Source organism: Mesorhizobium sp. M0833 (genome assembly GCF_040319905.1).
GTDB lineage: Bacteria > Pseudomonadota > Alphaproteobacteria > Rhizobiales > Rhizobiaceae > Mesorhizobium.
In genome coordinates, this window is the sequence record NZ_JAMYOQ010000004.1 from 163103 (window position 1) to 176528 (window position 13426).

The 13426-nt window shown below is 61.3% G+C and carries 14 protein-coding genes; 3 read left to right on the forward strand and 11 right to left on the reverse strand.

Going from position 1 to position 13426, the window contains the following annotated elements; genetic code table 11:
* Positions 1-15 precede the first annotated feature (15 nt).
* The 7 genes from NKH98_RS06755 to NKH98_RS06785 all read right to left on the reverse strand — a co-directional run bounded on the left by NKH98_RS06755 (position 16) and on the right by NKH98_RS06785 (position 5858).
* Positions 16-612, reverse strand: a complete 597-nt coding sequence (locus NKH98_RS06755; protein WP_352897290.1) for a LysE family translocator — start codon at positions 610-612, stop codon at positions 16-18.
* A gap of 61 nt (positions 613-673) precedes the next feature.
* Positions 674-1246, reverse strand: a complete 573-nt coding sequence (ilvN, locus tag NKH98_RS06760; protein WP_023676680.1) for an acetolactate synthase small subunit — start codon at positions 1244-1246, stop codon at positions 674-676.
* Positions 1247-1372: 126 nt separating this feature from the next.
* Positions 1373-2359 carry a hypothetical protein gene (locus tag NKH98_RS06765; protein ID WP_352475316.1) on the reverse strand — a complete coding sequence of 329 codons (987 nt, stop codon included), beginning with the start codon at positions 2357-2359 and terminating at the stop codon, positions 1373-1375.
* Positions 2360-2389: 30 nt separating this feature from the next.
* Positions 2390-4141: an acetolactate synthase 3 large subunit gene (locus NKH98_RS06770; protein ID WP_352897292.1), complete on the reverse strand. Its 1752-nt coding sequence runs from the start codon at positions 4139-4141 to the stop codon at positions 2390-2392.
* A 291-nt stretch (positions 4142-4432) separates the two neighbouring features.
* Positions 4433-4957: a GNAT family N-acetyltransferase gene (locus tag NKH98_RS06775; RefSeq protein ID WP_352799586.1), complete on the reverse strand. Its 525-nt coding sequence runs from the start codon at positions 4955-4957 to the stop codon at positions 4433-4435.
* A gap of 21 nt (positions 4958-4978) precedes the next feature.
* Positions 4979-5290, reverse strand: coding sequence for a hypothetical protein (locus NKH98_RS06780; protein ID WP_254818924.1), 312 nt, complete (start codon positions 5288-5290; stop codon positions 4979-4981).
* 1 nt (position 5291) lies between these two features.
* Positions 5292-5858, reverse strand: a complete 567-nt coding sequence (locus NKH98_RS06785) for a helix-turn-helix domain-containing protein (RefSeq protein WP_352644620.1) — start codon at positions 5856-5858, stop codon at positions 5292-5294.
* 151 nt (positions 5859-6009) lie between these two features.
* Between NKH98_RS06785 and NKH98_RS06790 the strand changes: the two genes are divergently transcribed.
* On the forward strand, positions 6010-7836 hold the full coding sequence (locus tag NKH98_RS06790) for an ATP-binding protein (protein ID WP_352897294.1): 1827 nt from the start codon (positions 6010-6012) through the stop codon (positions 7834-7836).
* 36 nt (positions 7837-7872) lie between these two features.
* Here NKH98_RS06790 and NKH98_RS06795 read toward each other — a convergent pair whose 3' ends face one another.
* From NKH98_RS06795 to miaA, 3 genes are all read right to left on the reverse strand, one after another.
* A complete protein-coding gene (locus tag NKH98_RS06795) occupies positions 7873-8259 on the reverse strand; it encodes an ester cyclase (protein WP_352897296.1) in 387 nt (128 codons plus the stop codon).
* A 147-nt stretch (positions 8260-8406) separates the two neighbouring features.
* Positions 8407-9201, reverse strand: a complete 795-nt coding sequence (locus NKH98_RS06800; protein ID WP_254818928.1) for a GGDEF domain-containing protein — start codon at positions 9199-9201, stop codon at positions 8407-8409.
* A gap of 104 nt (positions 9202-9305) precedes the next feature.
* Positions 9306-10274, reverse strand: coding sequence for a tRNA (adenosine(37)-N6)-dimethylallyltransferase MiaA (miaA, locus tag NKH98_RS06805; protein WP_352799731.1), 969 nt, complete (start codon positions 10272-10274; stop codon positions 9306-9308).
* Between miaA and serB the strand changes: the two genes are divergently transcribed.
* Both serB and NKH98_RS06815 read left to right on the forward strand, forming a co-directional pair.
* Positions 10264-11151, forward strand: a complete 888-nt coding sequence (gene serB, locus NKH98_RS06810; RefSeq protein WP_352799580.1) for a phosphoserine phosphatase SerB — start codon at positions 10264-10266, stop codon at positions 11149-11151. The two genes, miaA and serB, sit on opposite strands and share 11 nt — an antisense overlap.
* Positions 11148-11720: a GNAT family N-acetyltransferase gene (locus NKH98_RS06815; protein ID WP_352897298.1), complete on the forward strand. Its 573-nt coding sequence runs from the start codon at positions 11148-11150 to the stop codon at positions 11718-11720. The genes serB and NKH98_RS06815 overlap by 4 nt, the downstream gene beginning before the upstream one ends.
* 46 nt (positions 11721-11766) lie before the next feature.
* Here the strand turns inward: NKH98_RS06815 and NKH98_RS06820 are convergent, their stop codons facing one another.
* Positions 11767-13284 carry a DegQ family serine endoprotease gene (locus tag NKH98_RS06820; protein ID WP_254818931.1) on the reverse strand — a complete coding sequence of 506 codons (1518 nt, stop codon included), beginning with the start codon at positions 13282-13284 and terminating at the stop codon, positions 11767-11769.
* Between the last annotated feature and the right edge of the window lie 142 nt (positions 13285-13426).

Below are 13426 nucleotides of genomic sequence, written 5' to 3' on the forward strand. Positions count from 1 at the left end.
ACAATAAAACGGCAGCTAACGCAGCATCGGCCACAGCGTCGCCGCCAGCATCACGCCCATGGCGATGTTGAACCATTTGAGCCGCACCGCATCTGCCAGAAAACCGCGCAGCGCCATGCCGAAACCGGCCCAGGTCGAAATGCTCGGCAGCATGACGACGGCGAACGCAGCCGCGATCAGCACCACGGACACAAACGGGCGCTCCGGGTTCGTATAGACGGCCATGGCCGTAATCGCCATCACCCAGGCCTTGGGATTGACCCACTGGAAAGCCGCAGCCTCGATGAAGCGCATCGGCTGGCCCTTCGCCTCGCCTTCGCCGCCGAGCGACCGCGACATGGCGATCTTCCAGGCGAGATAAAGCAGGTAAAGGCCGCCGGCGATCTTCAACCCGGTATGCAGCACCGGAAAGGCCGTCAACACGGCGCCAAGCCCGAAGCCTACGGCAAGCAACAGCACGAGGAAGCCGAAGCCGATGCCGAGCATGTGTGGCACAGTCTTGACCAAGCCGAAATTCACACCCGAGGCCAGAAGCATGAAATTGTTCGGACCCGGCGTGACCGAGGTCACGAAGGCATAAACCAGCAGAGCAAGGAATGCATCGAAGGTCATGCCGTTTCCCTAAATCAATGCGATCGGTGGCAAAGCGATGAGACAGAGCCAAGCTGGATGACTACATCCCTTGCGGGCCGCGGTTCATCGCCGCCACCCCGGTGCGGCAGATCTCGACGAGCCCGAGCGGTTTCATGATGGCGATGAACTGATCGAGCTTGGACCCCTTGCCGGTGATCTCGAAGATGAAATGCTCGGTGTTGGCATCGATGACGCTGGCGCGGAATGCATCGGCGAGCCGGAGCGCCTCGACGCGGGCTTCGCCGGTGCCGGCGACCTTGACCAGCGCGAGTTCCCGCTCCAGTGGCCGCTCCTGTCCAAATTCCTGCGACCGCACGGTGAGATCGACGACGCGGTGCACCGGCACGATGCGCTCGAGCTGGTGCTTGATCTGCTCCAGCACGTGCGGCGTGCCGCGCGTCACGATGGTGATGCGCGACAGGTGCTTTTCGTGCTCGGTTTCCGAGACCGTCAGGCTCTCGATGTTGTAGCCACGTCCGGAAAACAGGCCGATGACCCGGGCAAGCACGCCCGGCTCATTGTCGACCAGGACCGAAAGCGTGTGGTTCTCTGGCTTTTCCGTCTCCTTGGCGATGAAATAGGCCGAGCCGGTCGGTTGCAACTGTGCGTTCATGGGGGTGACTTTTCTATCCTCGATGTTTGGTTGTCCAACAGGGACTGAGATACTTTTGCGGCGTTTGCCTACGGCGGCTTTTCCATAATTGTTCCAAGAGCAAGCTTCCTAAGCAGAGGGCTCCCGTTAGCTTTTGAAGGCGACTGAAGACGCAATATGTTCGACCACATCCCGCAATTCTTGCATTTGCGCTTCATTGCCCATCACAACCAAACGCAAAAAGAGGCCGTCTTTTCCAATGCTAAAGCGCTGGGAGAACTGCTTGACGCTCCCATCCAAGGTGACTGTGCCCTCAAGCAAAATACCCTCCACTCCGGCAAACTTTATTGGCCGGGTTGACCGGATCTCCGCAGCCCTGAAGCTTGACGTAGTCCTAAGCTGGGTTTCAGCCATTTTCTCCAGGCTGTCGGGTGCCACTGGCCCTGCTTGATGAATCACAAGCAAGATCGGTTGCAGATTGCCGGAGTTCAAATCGTTTGGACCAACGGTGAGCAGCACTCCCGCGCCTGCCGGTGTCCCTATGAACCGAAAGGGTTCGACCACCTTGAGTTCAAATGGCAAGACCGAAAGCTGCTCCTCTTCCGATGCCGCAATTCCGGTCTTCACCGAAGCAAAGACAGCCTTGACGATTGAAGGTTCAAGGGAATTTGGTTCCATGACTTGCAGGGTCACTAAGGATGTTTTGTTTCCGCCATACAGAGCCATCCACTTATCAAAATGGCCGTCCAAAGTACTCTGCGTGCCATGTATAAGCGGGACGGATCCCCCTGTATTTATCTTCAGCCACTCGAGAGTATTCGCTTTGATGCCCCCGCTGGAGAATTTTTCATTTATTTTGCCGACATCTGAAAAAAGCGATGACATTTGACCGAACGCCTCTTTGGGTAATTCGGTAACTGCGATCGTTCCCTTTATGTCGTTATTCACAAAACCGGCAAAATCTCCTGCGGGCTCGAAACCTTTCGGGGGAGCTAACGATACAGTCGTTCCTCGCACCCTAAGGACATCCTGGGCTATCGCCTTATTATTGACGGCAAGAACGATCGCAAATGCGCACAGCACACCAAATGTGTTGTGCAACATTAACCAAAATGCCCTTGCTGACTTCGTCATTGTTGTGAACCTGCTTTCAGCAGTTGCGGGCTACACCAGTTCCCTGCCCTTGGCGTCGATCGCGTTGGCCACAGCTTCGTCGGTCGCCTCGTCAGGCAACAGCATCTCGTTATGCGCCTTGCCGGACGGAATCATCGGGAAGCAGTTGGCGAGCGTCGCCACGCGACAGTCGAAGAGGACGGGCTTCTTGACCGCGATCATCTCCTTGATGGCGTCATCGAGCTCGTCCGGCTTGTCGCAGCGAATGCCGTGGCCGCCATAGGCTTCGGCGAGCTTGACGAAATCCGGCATCGCCTCGGTGTAGGAGTGCGACAGCCGGTTGCCGTGCAGCAGCTGCTGCCATTGCCGCACCATGCCCATATACTGGTTGTTGAGGATGAAGATCTTGATCGGCGCCTCGTGCTGCACCGCCGCGCTCATCTCCTGCATCGTCATCTGCACCGAGGCGTCGCCGGCGATATCAATGACCAGCGCATCCGGGTGCGCGATCTGCACGCCGAGTGCCGCCGGCAGGCCGTAGCCCATCGTGCCCAGTCCGCCGGAGGTCATCCAGCGGTTCGGTTTCTCGAAATGATAGTGCTGCGCCGCCCACATCTGGTGCTGGCCGACCTCGGTGGTGATGTAGGTGTCGAGGTCCTTGGTCAGCGCATAGAGCCGCTGGACGGCATATTGCGGCATGATCACCTCGTGGTTCATCTTGTAGGCGAGCGAATCGCGGGCGCGCCATTTGGCAATCTGCTCCCACCACGGGTGAAGCGCTTTCTTGTCGGTCTTGGCGGTTGCCCGCCACAGCCGCACCAGATCCTCCAGCACACGCCCGACATCGCCGATGATCGGCACGTCGGTGTGGACGTTCTTGTTGATCGACGACGGGTCGATGTCGATGTGGATCTTCTTCGAATTCGGCGAAAACGCCGTCAGCCGCCCGGTGATGCGGTCGTCGAAGCGCGCGCCGATGCAGAGCATGACGTCGCAATCGTGCATCGCCATGTTCGCCTCATACGTGCCGTGCATGCCGAGCATGCCCATCCAGTTCTTGCCCGACGCCGGATAGGCGCCGAGGCCCATCAGCGTGGAGGTGATGGGAAAGCCGGTCAGGTCGACCAGCTTGCGCAGCAGATGGCTCGCCTCCGGGCCGGAATTGATGACGCCGCCGCCCGAATAGATGATCGGCTTCCTGGCGCCGGCCATCAGCTCGACCGCCGCCTTGATCTTTTCCAGGTCGCCCTGGACCTTCGGCTGGTAGCTGGTGCGCGGCGCCGTCTGCGGCGGGACATAGGTACCCTTGGCGAACTGAACGTCCTTCGGAATGTCGACGACGACCGGACCGGGGCGCCCTGTCGTTGCCACATGGAAGGCCTCGTGGATCGTTGCCGCGAGCTCGTTGACGTCCTTTACCAGCCAGTTGTGCTTGGTGCAGGGTCGCGTGATGCCGACCGTGTCGCACTCCTGGAACGCATCCGAGCCGATCAGCGAAGTCGGCACCTGGCCGGTCAGGCAGACCAGCGGGATCGAGTCCATCAGCGCGTCCTGCAATGGCGTCACCGCATTGGTGGCGCCCGGCCCCGAGGTCACCAGCATGACGCCGGCCTTGCCGGTCGAGCGCGCATAGCCTTCCGCCGCATGGCCCGCGCCCTGCTCGTGGCGGACGAGGATGTGCTCGACCTCGTCCTGCTGGAAGATTTCATCGTAGATTGGCAGAACCGCGCCGCCCGGATAGCCGAAAACATGCTTGACGCCATTGTCCTTCAGCGCCTGCACCACCATTTCGGCGCCAGTCATTTCAGTTCTTGGCATTTCAGTTCTTGGCATGTCGCGCCGCTCATTCTGTCCACTGCTCATCGGTCTGGTCCCGTACTGTTCGCCATCTGGCGATTGCTCGTCGTTTAGTCGTGTTTCGGGCAATAAAAAAGGCCCCCGAGGGAGCCTGTGTCTTGCGCATGGGAGGTCATCGCCCGGCGGTTACACCGCCTCGCCCACGCGCTTTCCTACGAGAATGAGTGCCTTTTTCATGGTGGCGGACAATAGAATTGGTTTGACGCCGCTGTCAACGGCGAATGTGCACGGGTCGGATCAGGCTGAACCAATGCGTTTCCAGTAGATGAGGGTGGCTGTGAGCCCGCCATGCGGCTTCAGCGCATAATCCGGTATTTCGCCGGCCAGCGTGAAGCCGAGCTTTTCATAGAGGCCGGAAGCCCCCTCCTCTTTTGCCGTGTCAAGGACCAACAACGTGCGGCCTTTCTCCACGGCAACGGCTTCCGCCGCCTCCATCAGGCGGGTTGCTATGCCCTTGCCGCGGCAATCGAGGCGGGTCATCAGCTTGGCGATCTCGGCCCGGTGCGGCTGGTTGGGAGGGCAGTCGAGCAGCAAGGTGACTGTGCCGACCAGAGCCTCGCCGTTCCAGGCCCCAAGCACCGCCCTTTCGCCTCTGGCGGCCGCATCAAGCGACTTGTTCCAGAAGGCCGCGGCCATCTCCGGCGCCAGCGGATGCATGAAGCTGACCGAGCCGCCGGCAGCGACTGTCCCGATCAGCAGATCCGCCAGCATTTTTTGCGTTCCGTCAGTATTGCTGAGTGGCCTGATTTCGATCGAACTCATGTGGTTTCCCTTCGCCGCCCGTCAGTCGAAATGACTGGTCCGCTTCCGCTTCCTGGCCCGGCGGATTTCCGCGATGCGATCGGCGTCTTCCTCTTGCAGATGTCGCCCGCGTTCCAGCAGTTCGAGCGTGTATTCCTCATAGGTCAGGCCCAGCCGCTCGGCCTTGTCCAGCCGCATCAGCATGATCTCGCGGCTCGGCGCTTTCCATGCCTGGGCATGGGCGGTCCGCCAGGCAAGAAAGACATAGGGATCGCCCTTGCCCCAGGGCGGACCGTCATAGTCGTCGAGCGGCGGCCCACCATTGTCGGAGCGTTTCGGACGGCGTGCCTTCACCTCAGCGCCTGGCCAACGCAACCAGATAGTCGGCGGCGTCCGGCCCCGGAGCGTGGAAGACGCAATCTGATGGCGCGCCGAGCGCCAGGCAGTCGCCGGTTTCGAGCTTGTGAACGATGTCGCCCTCGGTGAATTCGAGGCGCCCGGAGATCAGCCAGATCTGTTGCCTGATGAAGGCATAGGACGCCGCCGGGAAACTTACCTTGGCGCCGGCCGGCAACTGGACCCGGATCAGTTCGAGCGGCATGTCGGAGACCGGCGAAAGATGCCGCCGCACATAACCCGTAGCCGGATCGCGCCACAGCGGCTGGTCACCTTCGCGAAGCAGGCCACCGCCCTGCAATTCCGCCCTTGCGATCAATGTGGACAGCGTCATGCCGAAGGCGGCCGCGATGCGCACGAGGAGTGCCGCCGTCGGGCTGGTCATGCCGCGCTCGATCGTGCTCAGCATGGCTTTCGAGACATCGGACCGCTCCGCCAATTCAGCCAGGGACCAGCTGCGAGCCACCCTTTCGGTGTGTATCCTTCTGCCGATAGTCGAGGATATGTCGTTCGCTATATCATCCATTAATCCAATATATCGAAATTTTTCTGCGAGGCAACGACCGTTTCGTCCACTTTTCGCAAACTCCTTAATGTCCGCTAAACCATCCGGCCTCATCCCACCTTAACCCCGTTCGCCTAGGCTCATCGCTTGGGAAAAGGGGACCGGCCTGTCCATGCTCGTTGAACGCGAAGCCTCCATTGGGGAACCGACTTTGCTGGAGCGCCGCAGGGCGGAGCAGAACGACAAGCGGATTCTGGGCAATGTCGTGCAATGCGACGGCGCGCGCGCCACCATCAGCGCCTATGCCGACGACGTCGAAGGCACGGTCACCGGCCTGTGGAGCGTCGGCAAGATGATCTCGATCAATCTCGGCACATCACGAACCGTCGGCCTGGTCTACGAAATCGGCAAGTCGGATCGTGCCTGGAGCAGCGAGGGCCAGAATCCGATCGAGGTCAGCATCGAATTGATCGGCGAGGTGCGCGACGGTGCCGAACCCGGCGCGAAGCCGATCTTCGACCGTGGCATCACAACCTACCCGCATATCGGCGCCATTGCCCATCGTATCCGCAGCCGCGACCTGCAGGCCGTCTACGATCTCGCCGGTCGTCATTCGATCACCATCGGCACGCTGTCGCAGGACGAGGCCATCGACGCCAATATCGCAATCGATGATACGCTGGCGCGCCATTTCGCCATTGTCGGCACCACTGGAGTCGGCAAATCGACCGCCGTGTCGCTGCTCTTGCGCAAGTCGATCGCCGCCCGGCCCGACCTGCGCGTGCTCATCCTCGATCCACACAACGAGTTCGCCGCGTCGTTGCCCGAACATTGCGTTAGGGTCGATTCGACGACGCTCGACCTGCCCTTCTGGATGTTCAAGCTCGAGGAATTTGCCGAGGTGCTGTTTCGCGGCCGCGAGACGGTCCCGGAAGAGGTCGACGCCTTGCGCGATCTTATTCCCGCGGCCAAGAACCTCTACCGCAATCCGAACTCCGGCAACTATCTACGGCGCAGCACCGACGCACTGACCGCCGACGCGCCGGTGCCCTATCGCATTGCCGACCTCATCAAGCTGGTCGACGAGCGCATGGGATTGCTGGAAAGCAAGAACGATCGCCCGACCCTCAGGTCACTGAAGGCACGTATCGAATCGGCGGCATCCGATCCGCGCTACCGTTTCATGTTCAACTCGCGCCTGATCGAGGACACCATCCACGAGACGATCGGCAACATTTTCCGCGTGGCGCATCACGGCCGCCCGGTGACCTGCTTCGAAATGGCCGGCATGCCATCCGAGGTGGTCAATTCCGTTTGCTCGGTGCTGGCGCGGCTGGCCTTCGACCTGGCATTGTGGAGCGAAGGCCGCTTGCGGCTGCTCTTCCTGTGCGAGGAAGCGCATCGCTACATGCCGGCCGATCCGCGCCTCGGTTTCGCGCCTACGCGGCACGCGCTGTCGCGCATCGCCAAGGAAGGCCGCAAATATGGCTGTTATCTGGGCGTCGTCACCCAGCGCCCGGGCGAACTCGACCCGACCATCCTGTCGCAGTGCTCGACGTTCTTTGCCATGCGGCTCGCCAACGAGCAGGACCAGGCGATCATCCGCTCGGCAATCGCCGATTCCTCGGCCTCGACGCTGGCGTTCCTGTCTTCCATGGGCCAGCGCGAGGCCATCGCCTTCGGAGAAGGCGTGGCGACGACGATGCGGATGAAGTTCGAAAAACTCTCCGAGGATTTGATCCCAGGCACCGCCAAACGCGAGAATGCCTTGCCGTCCGAAACCGGCGACGAGGTCGACCTAGTGGCGATCGTCGAACGGCTGCGCAACCTGCCGAAATCACAGCAGGCAATGCCTTTCGCGGAAGTCGTCGATCCGGGCCGGCAGGCCGGCGATTCGGACTATCGCAAGCCGTCGGCCGCACGCATCCAGCGGAACGACGATTTCGACTTGCGATACGGCCTCAAGCCGGCGACCTTCGGGCTGCGTCCGCCAGAATGATCGAGCCGAGCGACTTTTAGGCAGCGCTCGCAGATATCACAGCTGAGCTTCGATGGCTGTCTTGTCTATAATTGACCACACCTGGCGAATTTTCCCTCTCTGAAACTCATAGAATACGTTCTCGGCAAACGAAATTCTCTTCCCGCTCACATCGAGCCCAAGGAACATTCCCCTTGGCGTGCAGTCGAAGCTTAGCCGGCTCGCTACATAAGGCGGATCGGCAATCAATAGCTGAATGTCGAAGTAAAGGTCCGGAATTTCGTCGAAGTCTCTCACCAACATTTCGAGATAGCCGGACAATCCGAGCTTGCGACCGTTGTGGGTCACTTCATCATGGACAAACCGCCCCAGGTTTGGCCAATCCTGCTTGTTTAGACATGCAATATAGCCCCGATAACGATCTGAGAGGTCGGATTTAGTCACGGCAACACCTCTATTTCCGGCAAGCCCCACAAAGGCAGCATCTCAGCTTGACTGGGTGACGTCGGTCTGCGTGCACCGGAAACGCAAAAAACGATACCAGACGGCCAGCATCACGAATTTCCACATCACGAATTTAACGACGGAATTTCAGGCGCAGACGCGGTTGCGCCCTTGCCTCTTCGCCTCATAGAGCTGGCGATCGGCGCGGCGATAGAACTCCTCGGCGGTTTCCTTGCGATCCCAGACAGCAAGCCCGACGCTGGTGGTGATTTTCAGTCGGACATTGCCTGTCAGCACCGACATGTTGGCGATCGCCTTGCGGATGCGCTCGGCGAATTTGGATAGCAGCTCGGCATCCATATTGGGCGTGACCACCGCGAACTCCTCGCCGCCGAGGCGCGCCACCACGTCGTGATAGCGTGTCATGTCCTTGAGACAGTTTGCGACCGCCCGCAACACCTCGTCGCCGACATCGTGGCCGTGGCTGTCGTTGACCTGCTTGAAATGGTCGAGGTCGAGGATCATCAGCCCGACTGGTTTCTCGATGCGGCGGAACTCTTCGAGATATTCCTTCAGCGCATCGTCGAAGTAGCGGCGGTTCTGCATGCCGGTGAGGCTGTCGGTGAGCGCCGCATGCTCCAGCGTCTCTGAACGCGCGCTGAGCGAAACGGTCATGGCACGCAGCTTGCCTTCTTCCGTCGCCTGCTTTCGGATCAGCGGGTAGATGAAGAAAATGCCGAAGAACAGCGCAGTCGCCAGCAGCACGCCGGTCGCAAACAGCAGCTTGTTGAGATAGATGATTTCATCGAGTTCCGAAGGCGTATTGCTAATGTCGGCGGCCAGGGTTTGCAGGAGCCCATAGGCGTAAAGCGTCACCAGGCCGGCGGCCAGGATCACAAAAATAAAGACAAAAAAGGCTGATTCCGCCTTATGGAAACGCATCTGCTCCCCGTGGGAAAGTTCCTATCGATCTTATGGCATGCGGGAACTTACGGACAGTTAACCTGGACAACTTCAACGCGAAATGGCCCCTCGGTGTCGACTTTTCAGGTTGCGCTCGAAGGAGGAGGTGAGGGCATCGAGTCGATCCCCTCACCCGGACGCAATCTCTGCCATTCCGGGCCCAATTGGTGCCTGAACCAGGTCGTCTGCCGTTTGGCATATTGCCGCGTCGCGATCTTCGCGCGCTCGATGGCCGCGGGAAAACTGATGGCGCCGGCCAGCGCGGCCTGGAGCTCGCGAACACCGATCGCCTTCATCGCCGGCAGGTCGGGATCGAGGCCGAGCGCCGAAAGCTGCTTCACCTCGTCCAGTGCCCCCTTGTCCAGCATGCGGTCGAAGCGGACATCGATCCGCTCCACCAGCGCCGCTCGCTCCGGCTCGATGACGAAAAAGCGCGCGCTGCTCCTGTCGATCAACGGCCGGCCACGCGCGGCCTGCCATTCCAGGATGGAACGGCCCGATGCGTCGAGCACCTCCAGCGCCCGCACGATGCGCTGACCATCCGTCGGCTTCAGCATCATGCCGGCCGCAGAATCCTCGCGCAACAGGATGCGGTGCAATCTCACTGCGCCCTGTTCCTGGAGTTCGTAGCGCCAGCGATCGCGGATCGACTTCGGAATGTCGGGCATCTCCGACATACCTTCCGTGAGCGCCCGGAAATAAAGCCCGGTACCGCCGACGAAAATCACTGGCCGCTCCGAGAGCATGCCGTCGTCGATCAGCTTCGTGACATCACGCAACCAGGCGCCGGTGGAATAGGCAGTGGACGGATCGACGTGTCCATAAAGAAAGTGACGGACGCGGGCGAGTTCGGCAGGACCAGGCCGCGCCGTCAGCACGTCGAGCACCGAATAGCCTTGCATGGAATCGGTGTTGACGATGACACCGCCATTGCGCTCGGCGAGGTCGAGTGCGAGCGCCGACTTGCCGCTGGCGGTCGGCCCGGCTATCAGGATCGCGTTCTTCACGCGGCCTTCGCCCGCCTGTCCGCTGGAATTTTCGATGCCGCTGATCGCCACGCTTCTATCCCATCCCGCCGGCCGCGCATTGACGTCGACGCTAGCGAATATGGCCTCGCGGTCGGTCGGCGCAAGCGCTGTTCGCTGGCTGGCCGAAGGCATCGCCTGCGAGCTCGACTTGCCGGAGACCGCCGACGCTTCCGAAATAACGGCGCGCCTGCATGCCGCGCTTGCTTCCGAACCGATCGACGTGGCCGTCCAGCCGGCTGAGAACAGGCGCAAGAAGATCCTGATCGCCGACATGGATTCGACGATGATCGACCAGGAATGCATCGACGAGCTTGCCGACGAGATCGGCGTCAAGGATCGTGTCGCCGCCATCACCGCGCGATCGATGAACGGCGAGATTGCATTCGAGCCGGCCTTGCGCGAGCGCGTGGCGCTGCTCAAGGGTCTCGATGCCGCGATCATCGACCGCATCATCGACAATCGCCTGACGCTTGCCTCCGGCGGCCGCACGCTCGTCCAGACGATGGCGGCCAGCGGCGCCTGGACGGCGCTGATCTCCGGTGGTTTCGACATCTTCACCACCCGCATCGCAGCATTGCTCGGCTTTCACGAAAATCGCGCCAACCGCCTGATCGAGCAGGATCGCCGCTTCACCGGTTTGGTCGCCGAACCGATCCTCGGCCGCGCCGCCAAGGCCGAAGCCCTTATCGAGATTTCCGGCCGCCTCGGCCTGACACCTGCCGATGCCATTGCCGTCGGCGATGGCGCCAACGATCTCGACATGATCCGTCTTGCTGGCATCGGCGTCGCCATGCATGCCAAGCCGGCCGTGGCAGCCGCGGCAAAGATCCGCATCGACTACGGCGACCTCACCGCCTTGCTTTATCTGCAGGGTTATCACCGGGAGGAATTTGTCGAATGACGCCGATCCGCACCGAGCGCCTGATCCTGCGCAACTGGGAAGATCGTGACCGCGAGCTCTTCCATCGCATCAATTCCGACGAGTTGGTCATGGAATTCTTTCCGTTTCGCCGCGACCGCGCCCAGGCTGACGCCAAGATGGAGGAGTTGCGCGCGGCTATCAATCGCGACGGCTTCGGCTTCGCGGCTGCTGAGATCGCAGCCACAGGTGAATGCATCGGCTTCGTCGGCATAACCCGAACCGATCATTTGCCATTCCTGCCGCCCGGCACGATCGAGATCGGCTGGCGGCTGGCACCCGAATTCTGGGGCCGCTTCTATGCCACGGAAGCAGCCGAAGCCTGGCTCACCTATGGCTTTGAAAGACTTGGCCTCGACGAAATCGTGTCCTTCGCAGTCAAGGATAACAGCCGGTCCACTGCCGTCATGGAGCGCCTGGGCATGATCGCCGACCCCGCCTCCGACTTCGACCATCCAGGTGTTCCGGACAACCACACCGCACTCAGGCGACATGTCTTCTACAGGCTGTCACGCACAGACTGGCAGGCAAGAAAAAGAGCGACCCGCTAGCCGCCCTTTTTCTTTCAACATCAGAGTGTTTCAGGCTCTTCCGGACTCAATCCATCCGGATTGTCACAAACCTCAGCTCGCCGGTCTTCGACGCCAGCATCAAAAGCGCGTTCTTGCGCCCCTGCTCCTTCAGCGCACCGATCCGGTCCATGACGTCCTTGGGCGTTGCGACCGATTCCTGCGCGATCTCGGTGATCACCTCGCCCGGCTGGATGCCGCGTTCGGCCGCCGCCGAATCCTTGGAGACGTCGGTCACGACGACGCCGGAGACGTCGGCGGCGATGCCGAACTTCGTGCGCGTCTCGTCATTGAGCTCGCCGATCGTCATGCCGAGCACGGAAGCCGTCGAAACCGCAGGCGCCTTGTCGGCGTCGTCCTGGTCGGTGTTGCCGTTTTCACCGCCGCTGGCAAGCTTCTCGCCATCCTCGAGCCGGCCGAGCGTCACCTTGACGGTCTGCTCGACACCCTTGCGCACGATGATCACGTCGACGGCCTTGCCGACCGGGCTCTCCGCCACGACGCGAGGCAGGTCGCGCATTTCATGGATGTCCTTGCCGTCGAACTTGATGATGACGTCGCCGGCCTGGATGGTGCCGTTGTCGACCGGCCCGCCCTTGATGACGCCGGCGACCAGCGCGCCCTTGGCGGTCGCCATGCCCAGGCTCTCGGCAATGTCGTCGGTCACCGGCTGGATGCGCACGCCAAGCCAGCCGCGCCGCGTCTCGCCGAACTGGCGAAGCTGGTCGACGACGCCCGAGGCAAGCTGCGACGGGATCGAGAAGCCGATGCCGATCGAGCCGCCCGACGGCGAGATGATTGCCGTGTTGATGCCGATGACCTCGCCGCTGCTGTTGAACAGCGGTCCACCTGAATTGCCGCGGTTGATCGCGGCATCGGTCTGGATGAAGTCGTCATACGGGCCCGAATTGATGTCGCGATTGCGCGCCGAGACGATGCCGACCGTCACCGTGCCGCCGAGACCGAACGGATTGCCGATCGCCATTACCCAGTCGCCGACACGCATCTTGTTGGAATCGCCAAACTTCACAGCCGTCAGCTTGTGCCCTTTCGGATCGACCTTCAGCACCGCGACGTCGGTCTTGGTGTCGGTGCCGACCAGCGTCGCCTTGAGCGTCACCCCATCGGAGAAATTCACCTCGATGTCGTCGGCATCGGCAATGACGTGGTTGTTGGTCACCACGATGCCCTGCTCGGCGTCGACCACGAAGCCGGAGCCCAGCGACTGCACCTTTTGCCCGCCGCCGCCCTTGTCGCCGCCACGGTTCTTGAAGAAATCGTCGAAGAAGTCCTGGAAGGGCGAGCCTTCCGGCAGCTGCGGCATCGGCACTGCGCCCGGCCCCTCAGTGCCTTTAACAGTCTGCGACGTCGAGATGTTGACCACGGCGCCAAGCAGGCCGGCGGCGAGATCGGCAACCGAGGGCGGCCCGTCGGCTGCCATCGTCGGCGCCACGAACGAGGGAACGGCAACGGCGCCGACCAGAAGCGCGGCGGCCCCGGCGATGAACGTCCGCCTCGCTGCACGCAGAAGGGTGGTGGATGTCATCGAAAGGCCTCCGGGTGTTCTGAAAAAACCGCTTCGGCAAAAATGCCGGTCCGCGTCATGTTGGCAAGAAATAAGGCACGTTTGCGGCTATGGCTACGGCCAGAGGATAAATCCTCCGTTACGCCGCCGCCCCTGCACCGGC